Origin of the sequence: Acidaminococcus nyctereutis (assembly GCF_052216985.1) — a bacterium.
In the GTDB taxonomy this organism is placed as follows: Bacteria; Bacillota; Negativicutes; order Acidaminococcales; family Acidaminococcaceae; genus Acidaminococcus; species Acidaminococcus fermentans_A.
In genome coordinates, this window is record NZ_JBQOUY010000002.1 from 108,377 (window position 1) to 128,966 (window position 20,590).

At 54.0% G+C, this 20,590-nt stretch carries 23 protein-coding genes; 20 read left to right on the plus strand and 3 right to left on the minus strand.

Going from position 1 to position 20,590, the window contains the following annotated elements; all coding sequences use genetic code 11:
* Positions 1–36: 36 nt before the first annotated feature.
* Both ACTUHY_RS02000 and panC read right to left on the minus strand, forming a co-directional pair.
* Complete coding sequence (locus ACTUHY_RS02000) at positions 37–1,011, minus strand: bile acid:sodium symporter family protein (RefSeq protein ID WP_442826420.1); 975 nt, start codon at positions 1,009–1,011, stop codon at positions 37–39.
* A gap of 4 nt (positions 1,012–1,015) precedes the next feature.
* Positions 1,016–1,867: a pantoate--beta-alanine ligase gene (gene panC / locus ACTUHY_RS02005; RefSeq protein ID WP_442826421.1), complete on the minus strand. Its 852-nt coding sequence runs from the start codon at positions 1,865–1,867 to the stop codon at positions 1,016–1,018.
* A 549-nt stretch (positions 1,868–2,416) separates the two neighbouring features.
* On the opposite strand from panC, the gene ACTUHY_RS02010 reads away from it, so the two are divergent.
* From ACTUHY_RS02010 to ACTUHY_RS02070, 13 genes are all read left to right on the plus strand, one after another.
* Positions 2,417–3,142 (plus strand): amino acid ABC transporter ATP-binding protein, encoded by a 726-nt coding sequence (locus ACTUHY_RS02010; protein ID WP_442826465.1) that lies wholly within the window; start codon positions 2,417–2,419, stop codon positions 3,140–3,142.
* A 54-nt stretch (positions 3,143–3,196) separates the two neighbouring features.
* Complete coding sequence (locus ACTUHY_RS02015; RefSeq protein ID WP_442826422.1) at positions 3,197–4,075, plus strand: transporter substrate-binding domain-containing protein; 879 nt, start codon at positions 3,197–3,199, stop codon at positions 4,073–4,075.
* Between the two features lie 96 nt (positions 4,076–4,171).
* A complete protein-coding gene (locus ACTUHY_RS02020) occupies positions 4,172–4,867 on the plus strand; it encodes an amino acid ABC transporter permease (RefSeq protein ID WP_278675386.1) in 696 nt (231 codons plus the stop codon).
* A gap of 13 nt (positions 4,868–4,880) precedes the next feature.
* Positions 4,881–5,672: an amino acid ABC transporter permease gene (locus ACTUHY_RS02025; protein ID WP_442826423.1), complete on the plus strand. Its 792-nt coding sequence runs from the start codon at positions 4,881–4,883 to the stop codon at positions 5,670–5,672.
* Positions 5,673–5,802: 130 nt separating this feature from the next.
* Positions 5,803–7,236, plus strand: a complete 1,434-nt coding sequence (locus ACTUHY_RS02030) for a sodium:solute symporter family protein (protein ID WP_442826424.1) — start codon at positions 5,803–5,805, stop codon at positions 7,234–7,236.
* 63 nt (positions 7,237–7,299) lie between these two features.
* The gene (locus ACTUHY_RS02035; protein ID WP_442826425.1) at positions 7,300–8,463 is read left to right on the plus strand and encodes a glucosaminidase domain-containing protein; all 1,164 of its coding nucleotides are present in this window, start codon (positions 7,300–7,302) and stop codon (positions 8,461–8,463) included.
* Complete coding sequence (locus ACTUHY_RS02040) at positions 8,463–8,930, plus strand: tRNA (cytidine(34)-2'-O)-methyltransferase (RefSeq protein ID WP_442826466.1); 468 nt, start codon at positions 8,463–8,465, stop codon at positions 8,928–8,930. Before ACTUHY_RS02035 ends, ACTUHY_RS02040 begins: the two co-directional genes overlap by 1 nt.
* Entirely contained in the window at positions 8,927–9,289 is a 363-nt protein-coding gene (gene queD, locus ACTUHY_RS02045; RefSeq protein ID WP_278675379.1) for a 6-carboxytetrahydropterin synthase QueD, read from the plus strand. The genes ACTUHY_RS02040 and queD overlap by 4 nt, the downstream gene beginning before the upstream one ends.
* Positions 9,286–10,050 carry a GTP cyclohydrolase FolE2 gene (gene folE2, locus ACTUHY_RS02050; protein WP_442826467.1) on the plus strand — a complete coding sequence of 255 codons (765 nt, stop codon included), beginning with the start codon at positions 9,286–9,288 and terminating at the stop codon, positions 10,048–10,050. Before queD ends, folE2 begins: the two co-directional genes overlap by 4 nt.
* A 1-nt stretch (position 10,051) precedes the next feature.
* Positions 10,052–11,248 (plus strand): dihydropteroate synthase, encoded by a 1,197-nt coding sequence (folP, locus tag ACTUHY_RS02055; RefSeq protein WP_442826426.1) that lies wholly within the window; start codon positions 10,052–10,054, stop codon positions 11,246–11,248.
* A complete protein-coding gene (gene folK / locus ACTUHY_RS02060) occupies positions 11,239–11,718 on the plus strand; it encodes a 2-amino-4-hydroxy-6-hydroxymethyldihydropteridine diphosphokinase (RefSeq protein ID WP_442826427.1) in 480 nt (159 codons plus the stop codon). Before folP ends, folK begins: the two co-directional genes overlap by 10 nt.
* 3 nt (positions 11,719–11,721) lie before the next feature.
* On the plus strand, positions 11,722–12,447 hold the full coding sequence (locus tag ACTUHY_RS02065) for a hypothetical protein (protein ID WP_442826428.1): 726 nt from the start codon (positions 11,722–11,724) through the stop codon (positions 12,445–12,447).
* 10 nt (positions 12,448–12,457) lie between these two features.
* Positions 12,458–13,669 carry a glycosyltransferase family 2 protein gene (locus ACTUHY_RS02070; RefSeq protein ID WP_442826429.1) on the plus strand — a complete coding sequence of 404 codons (1,212 nt, stop codon included), beginning with the start codon at positions 12,458–12,460 and terminating at the stop codon, positions 13,667–13,669.
* A 105-nt stretch (positions 13,670–13,774) separates the two neighbouring features.
* On the opposite strand, the gene ACTUHY_RS02075 is transcribed toward ACTUHY_RS02070, so the two are convergent.
* A complete protein-coding gene (locus ACTUHY_RS02075) occupies positions 13,775–14,956 on the minus strand; it encodes a PP-loop family protein (RefSeq protein WP_442826430.1) in 1,182 nt (393 codons plus the stop codon).
* A 251-nt stretch (positions 14,957–15,207) separates the two neighbouring features.
* Between ACTUHY_RS02075 and ACTUHY_RS02080 the strand changes: the two genes are divergently transcribed.
* From ACTUHY_RS02080 to ACTUHY_RS02110, 7 genes are all read left to right on the plus strand, one after another.
* The gene (locus ACTUHY_RS02080) at positions 15,208–15,345 is read left to right on the plus strand and encodes a hypothetical protein (RefSeq protein WP_442826431.1); all 138 of its coding nucleotides are present in this window, start codon (positions 15,208–15,210) and stop codon (positions 15,343–15,345) included.
* Positions 15,346–15,632: 287 nt separating this feature from the next.
* Positions 15,633–16,361, plus strand: a complete 729-nt coding sequence (locus tag ACTUHY_RS02085) for an N-acetylmuramoyl-L-alanine amidase (protein WP_442826432.1) — start codon at positions 15,633–15,635, stop codon at positions 16,359–16,361.
* A complete protein-coding gene (locus tag ACTUHY_RS02090; RefSeq protein ID WP_442826433.1) occupies positions 16,358–17,239 on the plus strand; it encodes a serine hydrolase in 882 nt (293 codons plus the stop codon). The genes ACTUHY_RS02085 and ACTUHY_RS02090 overlap by 4 nt, the downstream gene beginning before the upstream one ends.
* Before the next feature lie 314 nt (positions 17,240–17,553).
* Positions 17,554–18,375 (plus strand): hypothetical protein, encoded by an 822-nt coding sequence (locus ACTUHY_RS02095; RefSeq protein ID WP_442826434.1) that lies wholly within the window; start codon positions 17,554–17,556, stop codon positions 18,373–18,375.
* Between the two features lie 640 nt (positions 18,376–19,015).
* A complete protein-coding gene (locus ACTUHY_RS02100; protein ID WP_442826435.1) occupies positions 19,016–19,387 on the plus strand; it encodes an AbrB/MazE/SpoVT family DNA-binding domain-containing protein in 372 nt (123 codons plus the stop codon).
* Positions 19,388–19,390: 3 nt separating this feature from the next.
* Positions 19,391–19,672: a type II toxin-antitoxin system RelE/ParE family toxin gene (locus tag ACTUHY_RS02105; protein ID WP_442826436.1), complete on the plus strand. Its 282-nt coding sequence runs from the start codon at positions 19,391–19,393 to the stop codon at positions 19,670–19,672.
* Between the two features lie 520 nt (positions 19,673–20,192).
* Positions 20,193–20,501, plus strand: a complete 309-nt coding sequence (locus ACTUHY_RS02110) for a hypothetical protein (protein WP_442826437.1) — start codon at positions 20,193–20,195, stop codon at positions 20,499–20,501.
* The last annotated feature ends 89 nt before the right edge of the window (positions 20,502–20,590 follow it).

Here is a 20,590-nt window from a genome sequence, read left to right on the forward strand (position 1 = left end):
AAAGGACTGTCGCTTCCGCAACAGTCCTTTTTCCATTCAATTCCTATTCTTTTCTCCCACCAGTTCTCCCGCTTCTTCTTCCCTCTGATCTTCTTCATCTTTCCCTACGCAGTAGGAGGCGAAAAGGGAACCGGATACGTTGTGCCATACGGAGAAGATGGCACCGGCGATGCCGCCTGCGGCAGTGAAGTACATCAGGGCCAGGGTAGAGGCCAGACCGGAATTCTGCATGCCCACTTCAATGGTCATGGCCCGGCACTGGGCTTTGTCCAGTCCGAAACGGCGGGCGCAGAATCCGCCCAGCAGCATCCCGCACAGATTGTGGAGGATTACCACACAGAGGATCACCAGCCCATTATCTACAATGGCTCGCCCAGACATGGATACCACGCAGCCCACGGTGAGGATCACCACTAGGGCCGAGAGCATGGGCATCACCCGGATGACCCGGCTGACCTGGCGGGGGAAGAAATAATTCATCCCGATGCCCAGGACCAAGGGCAGCAGCACCATCTTGACGATGGAAAGCATCATGGACACAAAGTCGATATCTACCCAGGTCCCCGCAATGAGCCACACATGGAAAGGAGTCACAAAGGGGGCCAGCAGGGTGTTCACCATGGTCATGGAAACGGACAGAGCCACATCTGCATGGGCAATGTAGGAAATCACATTGGAAGCGGTTCCCCCGGGGCAGCAGCCCACCAGCACCACGCCGATGGCGATGGCGGGAGGGAGCTGGAACAGATGGATCAGCCCGAAGGCCACAGCCGGCATGATGGTGAACTGGAGCAGGGTCCCGATGGCCACGTTCTTCGGCTGTCGGAACACGTTCCGGAAATCCGCCGGAGTCAGGCTCATGCCCATGCCGAACATGATGATGCCCAGAAAGGTAGGGATCTGGGGGGCCAGAGGCTTCATGAGCCCCGGTTCCAGGATGCCCAGGAACCCGATGAGCACCACCCCGATGGACATGTAACGGGTGCAGAAGCGTACGATTGCATCCACCATGGGATCAGCCCTCCAGCACCACGTTGTCGATGAGGCGGGTGGTGCCGAATTTCACGGCTACGGCCAACAGCGCACGGCCGGCAATGGGGCCGGTGACTTCCGTCAGGCCGGGCATGCCGTAGATTTCCACATAATCGATGTTGCTCATAGGTTCGGTCTTGATTTCTGCCGTGACCTCATCCACCAGTTTCCGGGGATCACGTTCTCCGGCAGCAAAGGCTTCTTTGGCATGCTGCAGGCTCCGGGAAAGGACCAGGGCGGCCTTCCGTTCTTCCGGAGACAAGTAGACGTTCCGGGAACTCTTGGCAAGCCCGTCAGCCTCCCGGACGATGGGCATGATACGAAGTTCTACATTCATGAACAAGTCTTCCACCATCCGGCGGAGGACTTCCGTCTGTTGGGCATCTTTCAGCCCGAAATAGGCCCGATCGGCCTGGGAGAGATTGAACAGCTTGGTGCATACCGTTGCCACACCCCGAAAATGGATGGGGCGTGTGCGGCCGCAAAGAACTTTGGTGATATTGCCCGTCACTTCCACCCAGGTCATATCCTTATGGGGATACATCTCAGCCGGCGAAGGCGCAAAGATGGCCGTGGCACCGGCGGCTTCCGCGACTTTTTCGTCGGCGGCCAGCTTCCGGGGATAGGCATCATAATCTTCGTTAGGGCCGAACTGGGTGGGATTCACGAAGTCGCTGACGATGACCACATCATTCTCTTGGGCAGCGGCTTTGATCAAAGAGGCGTGGCCTTCGTGGAGGGCACCCATGGTGGGCACCAGGCCGATGGTCCTGCCTTCTTTTTTGACAGTGCGGACAAAGTCCTTCAGATCTTTTACGGTACGGAACAGTTGCATAATGACAACACCTTTCGGTGAAAGTCCTGGAATATCCAGTACCCATAAGAGAGAGGGGCACCTTGCCGTCCCAGTCTTTCAATATGTTTTAGGCTCCGATTCCGAAGGGATCCTGACCATGGATGGCCATGGTCTGCGCGCGCGTCCCAGCATCGGGAAACCATTTTTGGGATGGGACCCTAAATTTATCTCCTGCCAGAAGCCCCATCATTCGGGTCATTATTATACTCAGAAAAGAATCTTTGTCAAGACAATAAGAAAAAAGTTAACGGAAAGGGCTGTGAAAAAATTCACACCCCCGGTACACCAACAAACCCGCGACTCACGACCCGCGACCAAATCCCCCTTTTGTATACATAATAATCCGACCAAATCAGTAAACAACGTAACAATTTTCTCGTTTTCGTGACAATTATTTGTGAACTATTTGTGAAGCGATTTACACAAACTGTGCAATGAGTATAATCGTAATTGTTCGAAATAATACGAACGATAAAACATAAAAATAATATAATGATTGCAAATTAAACGAAAGCAGGGATGGCTATGATGATTAAACTGGAGCACGTCAACAAGTACTTTGGCACCAACCATGTATTGAAAGACGTCAACCTGGAAGTGAATGAAGGAGAGAAACTGGTCATCATCGGGCCATCTGGTTCAGGGAAATCCACCACCGTACGGTGCATGAATTTCCTGGAGGAACCTACGGATGGGCATGTGTACATCAATGGCACGGAACTGACCCGGAAAAACCGCACCCAGATCATCCGGGACAACATGTCCATGGTATTCCAGCAGTTCAATCTGTACCCCCATATGACGGTACTGCAGAACCTGACACTGGCACCTATGAAGCTCCGGCATAAGAGTAAAGAAGAGGCGGAAAAAACCGCCTACCATTATCTGGAAGTGGTAGGGCTCCGGCATAAAGCCAATGTGTATCCTACGACTTTGTCCGGCGGCCAGCAGCAGAGGATCGCCATCGCCCGGGCCCTGTGCGACGAAAGCAAGATCATCCTCTTTGATGAACCCACTTCGGCTCTGGATCCGGAAACCATCCAGGAAGTGCTGGACGTGATGATCAAGCTGGCCAAGGAAGGGAACATCACCATGGTGGTGGTGACCCACGAAATGGGTTTTGCCCGGCAGGTGGCTGACCGGATCGTCTTCATGGAAAACGGGCAGATCATCGACGAAGGGACGCCGGATCATTTCTTCGTGAATCCCACCAATGACCGGGTGAAGAAATTCCTGAGCAAGATTATCCGCTGAAACACCGGGCGATAATCATAGAGAAGTAAAGCAGCAATTTGGGGAGGTTTTATCATGAAAAAGTTGGGCAAACTGAGCAAGATCTTAACCTTGGGTGTCACTGTCCTGATGGCCGTTTCTTTATTTGCCGGCTGCGGGGACGAGAAGAAAAGTGCAGATACCGGTAAATCCTCCAATGTAGCGGAAGATATCGCAGCCATCAAGAAACGGGGTGTCCTGCGGATAGGCGTCAAGAACGTGACCAAAGGCTTCGGGTACCAGGATCCGGCCACTGGCAAATTCACTGGTATGGAAGTGGATCTGGGGGCTGCACTGGCTAAGAAACTGGGTGTCGATGTGGAATATACGCCAGTGACGGCTGCTACCCGTACCGCACTCCTGGATTCCGGGGATATCGACATGGTAGCCGCTACCTTCACCATCACACCGGAACGGAAGAAATCCTGGGACTTCACCACGCCGTACTATACGGACCATGTTGGGGTCCTGGTGGAAAAAGCCAGCAATATCAAGAGCTTGGCTGATCTGAAAGGCAAAGTGGTAGGGGTCTCCTCCGGTTCTACTTCTGCAAAAGCTCTGGTAGAAGCCATGATCAAAGCCAAGGTCATCGATGGGGATGGCTTCGATCCCAAGAGCTTCGATGCAGCTACCTGGAACAAAGGGGTCAGCTTCAAACAGTATGCGGATTATCCGGCCATTTCCACGGCCCTGTCTTCCGGCGAAGTTTCCGCCTTCTGCGTGGATAAATCCATCCTGGCCATCTACCACACTGACGACCGGACCTTCATCAAGGAACAGTTCGCTCCTCAGGAATATGGCCTGGCTACCAAGAAGGGTTCCGGCATGAGCAAGTTCTGTGAAGAAGCCGTGCAGGGCTGGTTGAAAGACGGTACCATCAAGAAACTGGAAGCAAAGTACAATCTGGACAAATAAATGACAAATAGGTAAGGCATGACAGGAAGCGGCAATCCTCCATCGGCGCAGTGCACAGACAGGATTGCCCTTCTCGTTTCACAGGAGGAATGCATTATGGGTGGTTTATTTTCAGAAAGAGCCTGGGCTGTGGTCCTGGCCCACAAAGCGAATTTTATCCAGGGCTTTTCCGTCACAGTGGAAAGCGCTTTGGGCGGCATCTTGATTGCAGCGGTCCTGGGGGTCCTGTTGGGGCTCATGGGCGTCAGTTCGAAACGGGTTCCCAAGACTGTGAACCGGATCTACGTGGAAGCCATCCAGAATACGCCGCTCATCCTGCAGCTGTGCATCCTTTATTATGCTCTTTCTTTCTCCGGCCATAAGATCGGGGTCCTGGCAGCCGGGATCATTTCCCTGGGAATCTACCATGGAGCCTATATGGCAGAAGTGATCCGGGCCGGAATCGAAGCGGTGCCCAAAGGACAGTTCGAGGCAGCGGATGCCCAGGGGTTCGATTATACTCAGAAGATGACTTACATCATCCTGCCCCAGACCATCAAGATCATTCTGCCACCTACGGTGAACCAGATCGGCAACCTGATCAAGAACACGGCAGTGCTGTACATCATCGGCGGGGCGGATCTGATCTCTTCCACTTATAACTTCGTAACGGGGGCTACCACCGGCGGTTCCTATGCACCGGCCTATATCGTCTGTGGCGTCCTGTTCTTCGTGATCTGTTTCCCTCTGTCCACCCTGGCAGCCAGATGGGAAGCCAAACTGAAAGCCCAGGATGAAATGATGAGTGCCTGAGGAGGGATTGGCTATGAATACATTAGCAGGCAGTTTTGCCATACTGAAAAATCCGGATATCATGACCTTTATGCTGAAAGGGGTCTTCTTTACGATCCTCCTGGCGGTGGTTTCCGTCAGTGCCAGCCTGGGTGTCGCGTCCGTCCTGGCTCTAGTGCGGAACTACTGTACCAAACCGGCGGAACGGGTGTTCCGCTGGGCTGCCACGGCCTACATCGAACTGTTCCGGAATACGCCCCTGCTGTTCTGGATCTTCATCGGCACCGTGTTCTTCCCGGCTCCCGGCATCCGGCGGATGTTCGGCCTGAGCTCTGTGGAGACCAAGCTGCTGTTCAAGTGCACCGTTGCCCTGACCATCTTCGAATCCGCTATCATCGCAGAAATCATCCGGGGGGGCCTGAACGCCATTTCCAAAGGCCAGTTCGAAGCCGGGTATGCCCAGGGGTTCAATATGGTCCAGGTGATGTGGTATATCATCCTGCCCCAGGCCTTCCGGAAGATCGTGCCCACCCTGATGAGCCAGGTGATCACCATCATCAAGGATACGTCCTTTATGGCTAACGTGGCCACCATCGAACTGATGGCCCGGGTGAACAAAGTATTGAGCGGGGCGGCCCTCTACAACGGGACCGGGACCATCAATGTATCTGACGTATTCGTACTCTTCGGCTTCGCGGCTCTGGTGTACTTTGTGATCAACTACACCCTGTCTTGTGCTGTCCGCCATGTCCAGGCCAACCTGGAACGGGAAGGGGAGCCGGTACCGGTGGCAGAAATGCCGGCCAATGTGGAAATGGCCAAGTGAATCACTGATCAAAAGGGGGTGCTGCGGTAAGCAGCAGCCCCTTTTTCCTTTACAACCACGCCTAAGTAAAGTACAATGAGGGGTGTTGAATTCCCGTCGCGCCTTACCAAATATCATTGAGGTGATTGTGTTGAATCTGTATCTTGGTGTCATTATCTGTTATGCACTGCTGCTGATCCTGCTGGGACATCTGGTGGGGAAGCATGTGAAAGGGGCGTCGGATTTCTTTGTAGGGGGCCGTTCCTTCCATGCCGGGCTGCTCTTTACTACCCTGATCGCGGCCAATATCGGTGCCGGCTCTACCGTAGGGGTCACGGGGCTGGCCTATAAATTCGGAGTCTCCAGCTGGTGGTGGATTGGCTGCAGTGGCCTGGGTTCTCTGATCCTGGCCTATATCGTGGGGCCGGCGGTCTGGAAAGCGGCCCAGAAGTACAATCTGTATACCATGGGAGATTATCTGGATCTCCGCTACTCCCATGCCTTCCGGGGCGTCACGTCCACCATGATGGCTATCGGGACCCTGGCCCTTTTCTCCGGCCAGCTGCTGGGGATCGCCTGGATCCTCAATGTAGTGGCCGGCATCGACAAGCTGTACGGCATCATCATCGCCGCGGTGGTGGTGACCCTGTATTTCTCTGCAGGCGGGATCAAAAGCGCCGCTATCGTGAATATCATTGAACTGATCGTCATCCTGCTGGGCTTCTGCATCGCTACGCCGTTCGCTCTCCAATATGTAGGGGGCTGGAGCGGGCTCCAGGCTGCTGTGGCCAGCCATATGGGGGATAGCGCCCGGACGGCCAAGTATTTTGCCTGGGACGGCATGGGCACCACGGCCATCCTGGGATATTTCCTGATGCTGACTCCCGCTTTCTGCATCTCTCCGGGGCTCATCGGCAAAGTCTATGCGGCCAAAGATGAAAAGGCCGTCCGGGTGGGGACACTGTGGAACGGCATCGTCCAGTTGCTCTTCGCGTTCCTGCCCATGCTCATCGGCATGTGTGCTTACGCGGCGTTCCCGGATCTGGGAAACCAGGAACTGGCCCTGCCCAAAGCTATGAAGGAAATGATGCCCTTCGGCATCTCGGCCCTGGCCCTTTCAGCCATCTTCGCGGCGGAAGTCAGTACCTGTGATACGGTGCTCTATATGCTGGCCACGTCTCTGTCCAAAGACCTGTACAAGACCTTCTTCCATCCGGAGATCTCTGATGAAGAACTGCTGAAAGTGAGCCGGAAGCTGACAGTGCTCTGCGGTATCGCAGGGATCTTCATTGCCTATTATATGGCCAACATCATAACCGCCCTGGCCATTTTCTACTCCTTGATGACTGTTTCCCTGGCGGCTCCTTTCCTCTTCGGACTGTTCACGGAAAAAGCGTCCACCAAGGGAGCCTTCTGTTCGGCTGTCCTGGGGGTGGCTGTGGTGCTGGGCCTGAAATTCTTCAACGGAGGAAAGGGCTTCGGCATCTTGAATTCTACTAGCCTGGGGATCATCGTGGCAGCCGTGGTGATGCTGCTGAGCCTGTGGGTGTTCCCCCGGAACCGGGAAGAAGCTGAAAAGAAGTAAAGAAAATCCAGGGAAAGGGAACCCTGACTCCTGGAAAACTAGAGCAGAACGAGGTATGACCCATTGAACAAGAAACAGAAACGGCTGGCCCTGGGCCTTGCTCTGGCCGGCCTGCTGGGGACTGGGACCGTCTGGGCCTCCCCCCTGGAACCGGGTGCCAAACCGGCGGAAACCGTCCTGCTGGATGAAACGGACGGACCTCTTTCCCATCTCCAGAAAAAGAAAATGGAGAAAAAAGAAAAGCTCCCCAAGGAACGGAACCTGGAAAAGAAAGAGGCCAGCTTCCGGGAAAAGTTCCGGAAACAGCGGAAACAAGAGGAAAAGGCGCTCCAGAAGAAAAAAAACCTTCGGGAGCAGCCGGAGAAAAAGACTTCTCAGGAGGGCAAGAAACGCCTGGAGGAACCGGCTACAGCCAGGACCAAAGAGAAAGGACGCCGGGATGGGCGGGACAAGGATCCCCTCAGACGGGATCTGCAACCTGCCAGCCAGCCTCCATTGGTCATCCGCAAGGGATATCTGGCGGTGAATGGGGATCCCCTTACGCTGCCCCAGTGGCCGGACCCGGATAAAGTCCTGAGACTGGAAAATCAGGACCGGGTGGTCACGGATCCCAGCCTGAAGATCATCCTCAGCCGGCTGACCACTACGGCGAAGATCTGGGAACTGCCGGAGAATTATCAGGACGTGACCATTGCCGGGCCGGCAGAAGCCAACCGGGACCAGGCTGTGGTGCTGCTGCGCCGGTACAATCCCAAGCTGCCCATCAAGGCGACCCCGGAAGAGATCGTGGACCTCTACTACCAGGAAGCTGGCCGGGAAGGGCTGCGCTGGGATATCGTGTTCTGCCAGGCTCTTTTGGAAACCGGGTTCTTCCGGTTCGGGGGGACGGTGGTGCCCCAGCAGAACAATTTCTGCGGACTGGGGACCACCAGTGCCACGGTCCAGGGTGCCTGGTTCCCTACACCGCGGGATGGGGTGCGGGCCCATGTCCAGCATCTCATGGCTTATACCACGGACCGGCTGCCGGCCACTCCGGTGATCGATCCTCGGTACTATCTGGTGTACAAAGGAAAGGTCCAGAACGGATTCTATACCCGCTGGTCCCAGCTCAACGGCAAATGGGCCACGGGCAGTTATTACGCGGAGAAGATCCTGAATCTCCACGAACAGATGAAGAAGATCATCGCCATTTCCGGCAATGACTGGGATGGAGGCGTTTTGAAATGATGCATATCGTATTGGTAGAACCGGAGATCCCCGGGAATACGGGGAACATCGCCCGGCTCTGCGCAGCCACAGGAGCCAGTCTGCATCTGGTGCGGCCCCTGGGGTTCTCGGTGGATGACAAATACCTGAAAAGGGCGGGCCTGGATTACTGGCATCTGGTGGACATCCACTATTATGATTCAGTGGAGGAGGTCTTGGCAGCCTATCCGGACAGCCCTCGGTTCCTGCTGACCACCCATGCACACAAGTCCTACAGCCGGGTCCATTATGGACCTGATTCCCTGCTGATCTTCGGCAAGGAAAGCGCCGGCCTGCCGGAAAACTTCCGGCTGGACCATGAAGAGGAATGTGTGCGGATCCCCATGGTCAGTGAGGCCCGCTCCCTGAATCTGGCCAATTCCGTTTCCATCGTCCTTTATGAAGCATTACGGCAGAATGATTTTGATTTGCAGGAGGGAACCATATGATCTGTATCAAAGAATTCGAATTCGACGCAGCCCATTATCTGCCCAATTACCATGGCAAATGCGAGCATCTCCACGGCCATACCTATAAACTGGTGGTGAAGGTGGAAGGCCATCCGGACGCAGAGGGGATGGTACTGGATTTCGTCCAGTTCAAGCATACGGTGAAAGACCTGGTGGTGGACCAGCTGGATCATCACTGCCTGAACGACATCCTGCCCCAGCCATCGGCGGAAAACATCGCGGTGTGGGTCTGGAACAAATTGAAGGAACCCCTGACGGGGGCCAATTATACCCTGTATGAAGTCCAGGTCTGGGAAACCAAGACCAGCGGAATCGTGTATCGAGGTGAATCATGCTGAAAGATGTACAGGCGCAGCAGGATCTGCGTCACATTGCCCTGAAACATGTAGGGATCCGGGACCTGCGCTGGCCCATCTGCCTGGCAGACCGGGAAAAAGGGAGCCAGCAGACCGTAGCCACCGTGACTTTGGCTGTGGATCTGCCCCAGGAACAGCGGGGGACCCATATGAGCCGCTTCGTGGAATGTCTGAAGCAAGTGGGTCCGATCCGGCCCCATGAATTGGAAGAAGTGCTGGACAATCTCCGGAACAAGCTGGAAGCCCGGAAGGCCCTTTTGGAATTCTCCTGCCCCTATTTCATCACCAAGAAAGCTCCAGTCAGCGGCATCGAAAGCTACCTGGATGTGGACTGCCATTTCCGGGCAGAAAAGGGAGAGAGCTTCTCCCTGGAAGTGGGTATGGATGTGCCCATCCATACCCTATGCCCCTGCTCTAAAGAAATCAGCAAGTATGGGGCCCACAACCAGCGGGCCTGGGCGAGGATCCGGATCCGTACTGCCCAGCCGGTGTGGATCGAAGAACTGGTGGAAATGGCGGAAAAGGGAGCTTCCACTCCCTTGTATTCCCTGCTGAAACGGCCGGATGAAAAATGTGTCACGGAAATGGCCTATGAGAATCCCCGGTTCGTGGAAGACGCAGTACGGGAAATCGCCCTCCAGCTCAATGGGGATCCCCGGATCGACTGGTATACGGTGACCGTGGAAAGCGAAGAAAGCATCCATAACCACAATGCCTTTGCTACGGTAGAAAAAGAGGTGTGACATGTATCTGACCATTCCGGCGGAGCGGATCCGCAGTGAAATGGAAAAACTGGAAGTCCATCCTGCCGGCATCGGGCTCATGGCCCCCAAGGCCGCGGTGCTGCCGGTGAAGCTCCTTTCCGTCCGGACGCCGGCGGCCAACATCATCAAACAGGAAATGCTGGCCCTGGGCGGGGAATGTGTGAATCCCAAGGGGACCATCAACTGCAGTGTGGACCGGGTGGATGTGATCCTCCTGGGGAATCGGCGGCAGTACCAGGCCCTGGCCGGGAAACTGAAGACCATGGCCGGCTGGTTCGGTCTCCAAGGGGTATTGGAAGACCTCCGGGAATTCTTGGATCCGGGGGAGATGGCTACCCTTCTGGCCGATGGCCGGAAACTGACCTATGAAAAGATGCGGGTCATGGGGATCCTGAATGTGACCCCGGATTCTTTCTATGCCGGGTCCCGGATCAGTGGGGAGGAAGCTCTGTTGCAGAAAGCCGAGACCATGCTCCGGGATGGGGCAGACCTGCTGGATATCGGCGGGGAATCCACCCGTCCGGGAGCGGACCCTGTGACTCCAGAAGAAGAGAAACGCCGGGTGACAGGCGCCCTGTCTGCCCTCCGGAAAGCCTTCCCAGAGGCCATCCTCAGCGTGGACACGTACCATGCGGCCACGGCGGAAGCGGCCCTGGAAGCGGGGGCAGATATCATCAACGACGTGACGGCGGCTACCGGTGACGGCCGGATGCTGGAAGTAGCGGCCCGGGCTAAGGCTCCCCTGGTGCTGATGCATATGCGGGGGACTCCCAAAACCATGATGACGGAAGAACTGCGGACCTACCAGGATGTGGTGGGCGAAGTGTCCCGTTACCTGCTGGAACGGGCAGAGGCCTGTGCAGAAGCCGGCCTGGGAAAGGATAAGGTGATCCTGGATCCGGGGCTGGGCTTTGCCAAAGGACGGGCGGAAAACCTGGAACTGTGCAGCGGCCTGGCTGAAATGACCGGTCACGGGATCCCGGTGCTCCTAGCAGGGTCCCGGAAAGCGTTCATCGGCAAAGTGCTGGGGAATCTGCCCACGGAAGAGAGACTGGAAGGGACCATGGCTCTTTCCGCAGCGGCCCTCTATGCAGGAGCCCAGATGGTCCGGGTCCATGATGTGAAAGAAAATGTCCGGCTGATCCGGATGCTGGAGGCGATCCGGGCATGCCAGTAGCCTATGTAGCCCTGGGCAGCAACCTGGGGGATAAGGAACAGAATATCCGCGGGGCCATAGAACGGATGGAGCAGCACGGTATCCAGGTGCTCCAGGTATCGCCCCTCTTCACTACGGAACCCTACGGGGTGACGGACCAGCCGGTATTCCTCAATGGAGCCGCAGCCGTGGAATGGGCAGGAGATGCAGAGAGCCTCCTCCATACCCTCTTGGCTATCGAGCAGGAAATGGGCCGGCAGCGGAAGCGGCACTGGGGAGAGCGGAACATCGACCTGGATCTGCTCCTTTTCGGGGACCAGGTCATCCATAGCGCCGATCTTGAGTTGCCCCACCCGGATATGGCCAACCGGAGTTTTGTGTTGGAACCTTTGGCAGCCATTGCCGGGACGGCGGTCCATCCCGTATTCCATCGGACCATCGGAGAACTTTGGGCGGACCTCCAGGAAAAACAACAGAAAAAAGGGGACTGATTCATGTCTGATCGTTTGAAAACAGGTCTTGTCCTGTTCCTTTTGTATGCTCTTTTATTCGTTTTATCGCAATGTTATCAGGTGGTGCCAGGGCTTTCCGGCCTCCGGCTCCAGGCCATGCTCTCTGTGCCCTATGGGCTGATCTTCGGACGGACCGGGGCCATTGCAGCGGCCTTGGGGGCTGCGGCGGCCATGGCATTGACCGGGGAAAATCCCAATTTCATACCTATCGAATTTTTGGGGGCCCTGCTTTCTGCCTATCTCCCTTTCCGGATCTGGCAGGGGATGCGCAGCCCCCAGGAACCCTACCTTTGTGTAGAGGATCAGCGGACGGCTACCATGTATTTCATCCTGAGCGTCATCGGGGCAGTTCCCATGGCGGTGTTCCCGGCAGTGGGCGGGGATCTGTACCGGGTAGTCCCGTTCCCGGCTTCTTATCCTCGGATCTTCCTTGCTTCGCTGGTCTGTACCATTGTGGGAGGGTTTTTGGTCTACAGCCAGGCAGCGCCTCGGATGTTCCGGGGAGCGGGAGAAGCGCTCTGGAACCGGATCCGGGATACCAAAGGGACTACCCGGAGTATGGCGGTGGCGATGCTCCGGATCACTCTTACCGGAGGTTTCCTGGGGCTGGGGCTGGCGCTGATCTTCCCCAATGAGTTCGAACTGCTCATCGTGGAATATGTGATGGGGATCTTTGCGGCCCTGCTCTTTATCCTGACGGCTGTCTGAGGGAAATATCATGATGTATGTACTGACCTTCATCGTCCAGCTGGTGCTGTTCCTGACTTTCCTCTGGACCTGCAGCACGGTGTTCATGGGTCAGCTGACCCGAAAAAAAGCCCGGCCCGTGGCAGCAGGTCCCAGCCGTTTTGCCATCCTGGTCTGTGCCCACAACGAGGGCCCGGTGATCGGGAAACTGCTCCAGAGTCTGGAAGATCAGGACTATGCCGCCGACCTGTATCAGGTGTTCGTCCTGGCGGACCACTGTACGGACCAAACGGCCGAAGTGGCTGGGCAGTATCCCCATGTAACGGTCTTGGAACGGAACAGCGGGCCTCGTACGGGTAAAGGGGCTGTCCTTAGCTGGGGGATCCCCCTTATCCAGGAACGGTTCCGTAGCCGATTTTCCCATATCGTGATCTTCGATGCGGATAATATGGCCGACCGGGGCTTCCTGACGGCCATCAATGACAGCTTCACCCACGGGGCCCGTCTGGTCATGGGGAACCGGTTGCCCCTCAATCCCTATGACAATCTGATTTCTCAATGGTACAGCATGTACTGGCTCAGTGTGGATGTGTTCAGCAAGCCCCGGTACAATGTAGATATGCCGGCCATCGTTTCCGGCACCGGGTTCGGATTCGACATCCAGCTGCTGGAGCCAGAAGGCTGGCATACCCGGACCATGGTGGAAGATCTGGAATTTTCCATGCAGCAGAATTTCAAGGGAGTCTTCTCCGAATACCAGGACAAGGCCCGGTTCTATGATGAACAGCCAGTGACCCTGAAGGTCATGGTGAGCCAGCTGCGCCGGTGGATGACGGGAAATTATGAAATCGCTCATGCCTATTGGCGGGAATGGTTCCAGCATTTTCGGAAGAAGCCGGATATCCGGCTGATCGACAATTTCATCCCCATGCTCATGTGTGTGGTCTTTGGATTCTATTTCCTGACCAATGTACTTTGGGTGGGGTACCATGCAGTGGAAGGGAGGCCCCTTTTCGCAGCCAAGGATATCCTTTGGTGGACCATGCTGTATGTGCTGAGCCTCATCATGGGGACCAATGCGGTGCGGGGCGGGGACTTGCAAATCAAAAAAATGCTGCCAGGGATCCTGACAGGCGGTTTCTTCTGCATATTTCTTTCTTTGATCGCCGTTTATTCCGTCTTTTTTCCCCAAAGGAAATGGATCCCCATCGCCCATATCCATAAAGAGGGGCCGGAGAAGTAAAGAAGGGGGGTGTGAATTTTTCACATCCTCTTCATAAAGCGTATGACGTATGACGACTGACGTATGACGAAAGGGATGCTGCACGCAACGTGCAACATCCCTTTTTTACTTCTCCCATTCCTCCAAAAAGCTATGTTCCCTGCCGTGGTACTTGAACTTCAGCACCGTATCCAGATTGATGTTTTCCAGGCTGTGGAAGATATTGCTGGGGACCTGGGGATTGCCGGCGGCCAGCTGGGCAATCAGCTTTTTCACTTCCAGCCGCTTGGAGTCGGTGGTCCCGTCTGTGTGGCAGGTGGAGCAGGTTTCCGTGAACTTGCAGGCACACTGGATGAAATACAGATCGTTTTCGTCCCGCCAGCTCTTGATGTCATCCTCCCGGACATAATAGAGGGGGCGGATCAGTTCCATACCCGGGCAGCTGGTGCTTTTCAGCCGGGGCAGCATGGTACGCACCGCACCGGCATAGAGGATGCTCATCAGATTGGTTTCGATCACATCATCGAAATGGTGGCCCAGGGCGATCTTATTGCAGCCCAGCTCCCGCGCCTTCCGGTAAAGATACCCCCGGCGCATCTTGGCGCACAGGTAGCAGGGAGATTCCTCTACATGGAAGACGGATTCGAAGATATTGGTGGAAAAGAAGGTCAGGGGGATGTGGAGCAGTTTGGCATTCTCTTCGATGATCTTCCGGTTCATTTCGTTGTAGCCCGGGTCCATGCACAGGAACACCAGGTCGAAGGGTATCTTGTTGTGGCGCTTCAGATCCTGGAACAGTTTCGCCATGAGCATGGAATCCTTGCCTCCGGAAATGCACACGGCAATCTTGTCCCCTGGCTGGATCATGTCGTAGTCGCAGATGGCCTGGACGAATTTGCTGGAGATCCGCCGTTTATATTTCCGGCGCAGAGAGGTCTCGATCCGTTTCAGCCGCTGGGAGTCAGCAGCGTCCTGTACGGCTTGCTTTTCCAGCCTACGCTGGAGCCATAGGGCATAGCCGCCGTGGAGAGAGACCGCTGTGTAGCCCTGGTCCCGCAGGTTGTCCGCCAGGCTCAGGCTGATCTTGCCCCACATACAGAGGCAGACGATGAGCTTTTCTTCCGGCAGTTCCAGGAGCCCTTCCTGGAGTGCCAGAGGATCCAGGTTAACGGCCCCTAGCAGGGTCCCCCGCTGGAAAGCTGCTGCGTCTCGGATATCCACCACATAGATCTGCTGGGGATCCAATTCCGCCAATTCTTCCGGAGAGATTTCTCTTTTCTGTGTCCAATGATCATGCAAAGCATCCATGCTGTTCCTATGCTTCCTTTACTTCAGAATCGATGGCAATAGACCAATCTTTCCTATTTTACCATGAAATCAGGACAAAACAAAGAAGGAAGCAGGAGAGAGAGGAAATCAAACCATGAACGCCTCCGTCCAAGTATGGTATTATAATGGTCTTGCAAGCCTTTCCTTTGGAGAGTTTGCCGTTTTGAAGGGAAATCATTTCAGAGAGGTGAATGATCATGGATGGAAGCTAGAAAAAGGATTTTGTCCGGATGTTTCTGTGGGATACGCTGAAAGGGGATGCTTCCCAAGAGGAAAACGACAATTTCGACGAGCCGTTAGAGGAAAATGGGGAAGAGAATGACGATGAGGATGAAGAAAGAGACAAAGATGATTTTTATAGAGATTGAGAAAACAAGAAAATAGAACCCGATCATCCTGACTCCTCACAAATGTAGTGGCAATATGCTATGCTGCAAAAGCAGGCCCGCAGTTGAAAAGACTGGGGGCCTGCTTTTACATCGGTCATAAGGCCCGCTGTATTTTTGGGCACCAGCTACATCCTCCATCCCCTCCAAGGACAAAAGGAAATCCCTTCAGTCCTGCAAAATCTCCCGCAAGGAACCGGGATTTATAATAAGTTTATCAATGAAAAGGTACGAATGTGCTATCCTTAATGGGTAAGGAGGGAGATTACATGCATACGAAAAGAAGAACTGGACAGGTCCTTTTGCTGGCCTGTATCCTGGCTCTGGGCAGCGGGACCTGGGGCTGTGCCCAGGGAACAGGCCGCCAATCCGTTTCTCCCGGGCAGGGAACGGCGGTACAGGAAAAACGATCCCTGGAAAGACCGGCCATGGAATCCAGGCCTATTGCCTTTACGGACCTGCGGCGCCGGCTGATCCGGGAATATGCCCGGATCCACTACGGCCAGGAGATGGAAACCATTGTGCCCCAGGCAGTAGTGGTCCACTGGACGGCTTCTGATTCCCGAGACGGAGTATACCGGTATTTTTACAACGAAGAGAATCCCCATCTCCAGAACGGGACTCTGAACGTGGCTTCCCATTTTCTGGTGGACCGGGACGGGACCATCTGGCAGCTGACTCCGGAAACGGCTCTGAACCGGCATGCCATCGGACTGAACTGGTGCGCCATCGGCATCGAGAATGTGGGTGGGGTGGACGGCCGGGAAGATCTGACCCAGGCCCAGCTGGAAGCCAATGTGAAACTGATCCGCTATCTCCGTGGGAAATATCCCGCCATCCAGTGGGTGCTGGGCCATTATCAGCAGGACCAGGCTCGGCATACGGCTTTGTGGAAAGAGGACGTACCAGGCTATTATCATGGTAAGACGGATCCGGGACCCCATTTCATGGCGGGGCTTAGGGAACGGCTAGCCGGGGAAGGAGTGAAGTTCTTTTGAAACCATGGAAACAGGGCATCGTCTTGCTGCTGGCGGGCCTTCTGCTGCTGCCCGGAGGGATGCTGCCCCGGACGGCGTGGGCCGGGGCCCCGGCAGCCGCATCTTTCAGAGCGGCCCTGAGTCCCCGGATGCAGAAAATCGGAAGGATCATACGAGAGGCGGGTCCCTGCCAGGTCTATTTCACCGATTTGACCACCAATCAGAGCATCTACCTGGGTAGCAGCACCCTGCCTTCTGCCAGTATGATCAAGGTCTTCATCCTGGCCAAGGCCTATGAAGATCTTCAGGCTGGCAGCCTGAGCCGGAAGGAAACCTTCACCCTCAGCCCGGACAATGTGGTGGGCGGGGCAGGAGTTCTCCAGGGACGGCCCTATGGAACCAAAGTCTCCCTCCAGGAGGCATTGGACCTGATGATCACAGAAAGCGACAATACCGCCGCCAACCTGCTCATCGACCGACTGGGCATGGACCGGATCAATACCTACATGCAGAACCATGGGTACAGCCACAGTGTCCTGCGCCGGAAAATGATGGATACCGAAGCCATGGGGGAAGGTCGGGAAAACCTGACCAGCACCCGGGACATAGCTCTATTGTTCAAACGGCTGTACCGGGGAAAATGCGTGGGCTTAGACCAGGACCGGGAAATGCTGGCCATTTACAAACGTCAGACGGACAACGACAGCATCCCTGGAGACCTGCCCCAGGGAACCGTGGTGGCGCACAAAACTGGAGAAGTCAGCGATGTGCGCCACGACGGGGGCATCGTCTATACCCCTAAAGGAGCCTATGTACTGGTGATCTTCACACGGAACTATACTCCTTACGGAACTATGGCCGCTCTGTCGAAGCAAATCTATCGGACCTTTGTGGAATAGTAGGGAAGGGGATGTTGCACGTGAAAAATATGTGTGCAGCATCTCCAACGTCATAGGTCAGATGTCATACGCTTTTGGAAATCGATTTTCGCAAATTGATTTTAAAACAGCAAAACCTGTTCCATAAATCAACTGATTTACTTAAATTCGGAGCCAGCAAAGCTGGCTTCCATGGACTTTCGACAATAGAAAAGCGGTTCGGCTGAAGGGGAAGGGCAGCTGAAGGGAAATGCACTGACTGTGAGAAAAACAGCACTTGCATTGACAAAGCTAATTTTTTGATATAAAACGAAGTAAGATTGTACGCAGGAGGCTTGACAGAATTGAAAAACCTGGATTGGAAAAGGATCATGGTGATGCTATCGGTGCTGGCCCTAGGGCTGCCGGCTGCAGCGGGGGCGGAAGAAGCCTGTACCCAAACTGCCAGTGTCCATTATCAGGCAGCCGGTGACACCCAAAAGGAAGTCTATTCTGGATATGACATGGCCGTCCAGGGCAGTACGCTGACGCTGGACCTGAAAGGAACAGCAGATGGAGATAAGGGATGGAGCGTGGCGGATCTGGATCCGACCATGCTGAGACTGGATTCTCAGACCGTAACTCAGAACACCAGGGAGCAGCCGAAACTGGCTGTAACCAACCTGCATTTTACGGCACTCAAGGCAGGGGCAACCTCATTCCAGATCAAACAAAAGGGGACGGATCCGGCAAATGCGCTGGAAGCCCATGTCACGATCAGCCCAGAGAAACAGATAATTAGTGTCCAGTTCACCCGTCCGGGTGCGGCTGGAGGCACCGATGCTGCCATCCTGAAATCCCTGGCGCCAGCAAAAGGGGATTCTTTCCAGGAAACCCATGAAGACCATCTAATCCGCAATGGTCTTACCGGTGAAGCTTATTCCGACCGAATGGTATTGCTGCATCTAGACTGGGGGATGACCCGGAAAGATGTGGAAAAGCTAGCTGAAAAAATGGACTGCAGCGTCCAGTACTATATGCCTATGCTGAGCATGGCTGCTGTAAAACTGGATCAGCCGGTGAAGGATTCCCGGGAAATGCAACAGATCCTGGACAAATTCTGCGGGATTACAGGCGTCATCATGGCGGATGTGGATCGGGTACTGACGCTGGAATGAAGGTCCGGTCCGATGTCCTTCTTTACGTTTTCGAGGATTCCCTATATGGAATTGTAGAAATGGGAACATAAATTCATTGAGGAACAACTCAAAAAGTATACAAAACAACATTGAAGGAAACAGTTCTAGGTAAAGAAAAGCCATGCCGGGAAGAAAAAGTCCCTGCCATGGCTTTTTTCGTGTATAACCAAGTGCTCATCCTGCATGCTGCTTCCGACTCCTGACTGACTATGGATTGATGGGAAAAATGACCGGAACCTGTACTTTAGTACAGTAGAATTATTTTGAATATTTCGTAAAATGATAGTAGGGATGGAATACGTATGGAATGAGTGGCAGGGAGAAAAGGAGGCAGCCTATGGAGAACAACGGAATCAATGCCAGGGCTTTTATCGCCCCGGCGCTTGCCTGGGCGGGGCGGCAGGGCTGATGCTTGTGGTCATGTACGCGCCCCGGACAGAGCATATCAACGGTCAGATGTTAGCTTCCTGCTCCAACCGTAGGGGCCGCAGGCCCGGCGGCCCGCCAGATACCCAATCCCCTGCGCCGTCTTCGTCGCGCTTGCCTTTCCCAATCAGAAATGGTAAAAATTCCTTGAAACAAGGAAGTTTTACCATTTTTTTATAAGGAGGAAACCACTATGACCAATGCTGTGCTGAAGGAACCGGTTCTGGATCAGAAACGGGTGACTATATCCTCGAAAAGACAATTTACCATTCCTCAAAAATATTATGCCCAGGTGGGATTTGGAAAAGAGGCAGAATGCCTCCTGACCCGGGATGCCATCATTATCCGTCCCCTTGCATCCAATCAGGGCGGAGAACTGGCAGAATCCATCCTGGCTGATCTGATAGCCCAGGGACTGTCCGGCCAGGAACTCCTGGAAGCCTTCCGGAAAAAACAGGCCCAAGTGGCTCCTGCCGTAAAGGCCATGCTTTCTGACTCCCGTAAAGTGGCAAAAGGGGAGAAAGAATATGAGACCATGGATGATGTATTTACGGCGGAGGATTGACCCATGCCAGAAATCCGCTTTATGAAGTCGGCAGCCAGGTTTCTGAAAAAACTAAAAGAACTATATCGGCAGGCCTTGGAAAAATTGGCCCAGGATCCCACCCTCGGTCAGGAAAAAACAGGCGATTTGGCAGGTATCCGCAGTTATGATATTTATTACAATAAAACCAATTACGAATTGGCCTATACAGTGGTTGTTGAAGACGATGCTATAATTGTGGTGATAATGGCTGGAACTCGGGAAAATTTATATGAAGAATTGAAACGATACATGAAGGTTCAATAAGAATCGGGGTCCGCCAAAGACAAACCCTTCCCGGCCACCTTTCCATTCGGGAATTTTACCGACATGAGTGGGATTTTGGGGCATGAAAAGAAGTGAGACATGGCCCTTCGGGCCTTGAGATATCAGACGTCAGATTTGTTCGGTGGAGAGGGGAAACATCCTGCCTTCATTTCTGGATGACCACATTTCTCCTTTATAGTGAAGTTTGCTCGTATGTAATGTTACAAAATGGACTATAGCCGTGGTTGGAGTAACCTGCTAGGGCAATTTTGTTTTGTACAATGCTTATGGTATACTTATTATAAGTGTAAATTTTGCAGAACAGCATTATCGTACAGGGGCGAAAATGGAGAATGATCGATGCTGTTATGTAGGAACGGTGGCTGAATTCCAAAAATTGAACTTAGACAATTGGACAGCTTACATGATTCGTAGGTTCCACCAGGTTTATCCTGATCTCCCTCTTGATGAGAATGAAAATAGAGGATAGGTCAAAGCATGGAGAAATTGTTTTAAGGTCATGCAGGCAGCGTTGGCCAATGCAAAATTTCCGGACACCAATTATATTGTGTTTGAATACAAGCTCCCCTATGAAGGAGAGCGTCGCCCAGACGTTTTACTGATCAGTGCTTCCTCTGTGGTGGTCTTTGAGTTCAAAGATTGGGATCGGTATCAAGTTTCCCAGGCCAACCAGCTTTTAGGATATAAAAGGGATTTAGAAGAGTATCACGTTGAAACCTGTGGGAAAACGGTTTATCCTATTCTTGTACTGACTTTAACCAAGGGCCTTCAGAATCAAAAAAAAAGACGTATATGTACGTTCTCCTGACAAACTTTCGATTCCTTGCCTTTCTTCAAAACCTTTTTCAATCACCCAATGGCTCAATTCCAACTATAAACCACTTTCTACGGTTCTTG

Bases quoted from the DNA above. Each gene is read 5' to 3' on its own strand.
- ACTUHY_RS02070 (WP_442826429.1), top strand. From the start codon at position 12,458: ATGATGTATGTACTGACCTTCATCGTCCAGCTGGTGCTGTTCCTGACT.
- ACTUHY_RS02065 (WP_442826428.1), top strand. From the start codon at position 11,722: ATGTCTGATCGTTTGAAAACAGGTCTTGTCCTGTTCCTTTTGTATGCT.
- ACTUHY_RS02085 (WP_442826432.1), top strand. From the start codon at position 15,633: ATGCATACGAAAAGAAGAACTGGACAGGTCCTTTTGCTGGCCTGTATC.
- ACTUHY_RS02080 (WP_442826431.1), top strand. From the start codon at position 15,208: ATGTTTCTGTGGGATACGCTGAAAGGGGATGCTTCCCAAGAGGAAAAC.
- ACTUHY_RS02100 (WP_442826435.1), top strand. From the start codon at position 19,016: ATGACCAATGCTGTGCTGAAGGAACCGGTTCTGGATCAGAAACGGGTG.
- folP (WP_442826426.1), top strand. From the start codon at position 10,052: ATGTATCTGACCATTCCGGCGGAGCGGATCCGCAGTGAAATGGAAAAA.
- ACTUHY_RS02020 (WP_278675386.1), top strand. From the start codon at position 4,172: ATGGGTGGTTTATTTTCAGAAAGAGCCTGGGCTGTGGTCCTGGCCCAC.
- ACTUHY_RS02025 (WP_442826423.1), top strand. From the start codon at position 4,881: ATGAATACATTAGCAGGCAGTTTTGCCATACTGAAAAATCCGGATATC.
- ACTUHY_RS02010 (WP_442826465.1), top strand. From the start codon at position 2,417: ATGATTAAACTGGAGCACGTCAACAAGTACTTTGGCACCAACCATGTA.
- ACTUHY_RS02000 (WP_442826420.1), bottom strand. From the start codon at position 1,011: ATGGTGGATGCAATCGTACGCTTCTGCACCCGTTACATGTCCATCGGG.
- folK (WP_442826427.1), top strand. From the start codon at position 11,239: ATGCCAGTAGCCTATGTAGCCCTGGGCAGCAACCTGGGGGATAAGGAA.
- ACTUHY_RS02105 (WP_442826436.1), top strand. From the start codon at position 19,391: ATGCCAGAAATCCGCTTTATGAAGTCGGCAGCCAGGTTTCTGAAAAAA.
- ACTUHY_RS02015 (WP_442826422.1), top strand. From the start codon at position 3,197: ATGAAAAAGTTGGGCAAACTGAGCAAGATCTTAACCTTGGGTGTCACT.
- ACTUHY_RS02040 (WP_442826466.1), top strand. From the start codon at position 8,463: ATGCATATCGTATTGGTAGAACCGGAGATCCCCGGGAATACGGGGAAC.
- panC (WP_442826421.1), bottom strand. From the start codon at position 1,867: ATGCAACTGTTCCGTACCGTAAAAGATCTGAAGGACTTTGTCCGCACT.
- ACTUHY_RS02110 (WP_442826437.1), top strand. From the start codon at position 20,193: ATGCAGGCAGCGTTGGCCAATGCAAAATTTCCGGACACCAATTATATT.
- ACTUHY_RS02075 (WP_442826430.1), bottom strand. From the start codon at position 14,956: ATGGATGCTTTGCATGATCATTGGACACAGAAAAGAGAAATCTCTCCG.
- queD (WP_278675379.1), top strand. From the start codon at position 8,927: ATGATCTGTATCAAAGAATTCGAATTCGACGCAGCCCATTATCTGCCC.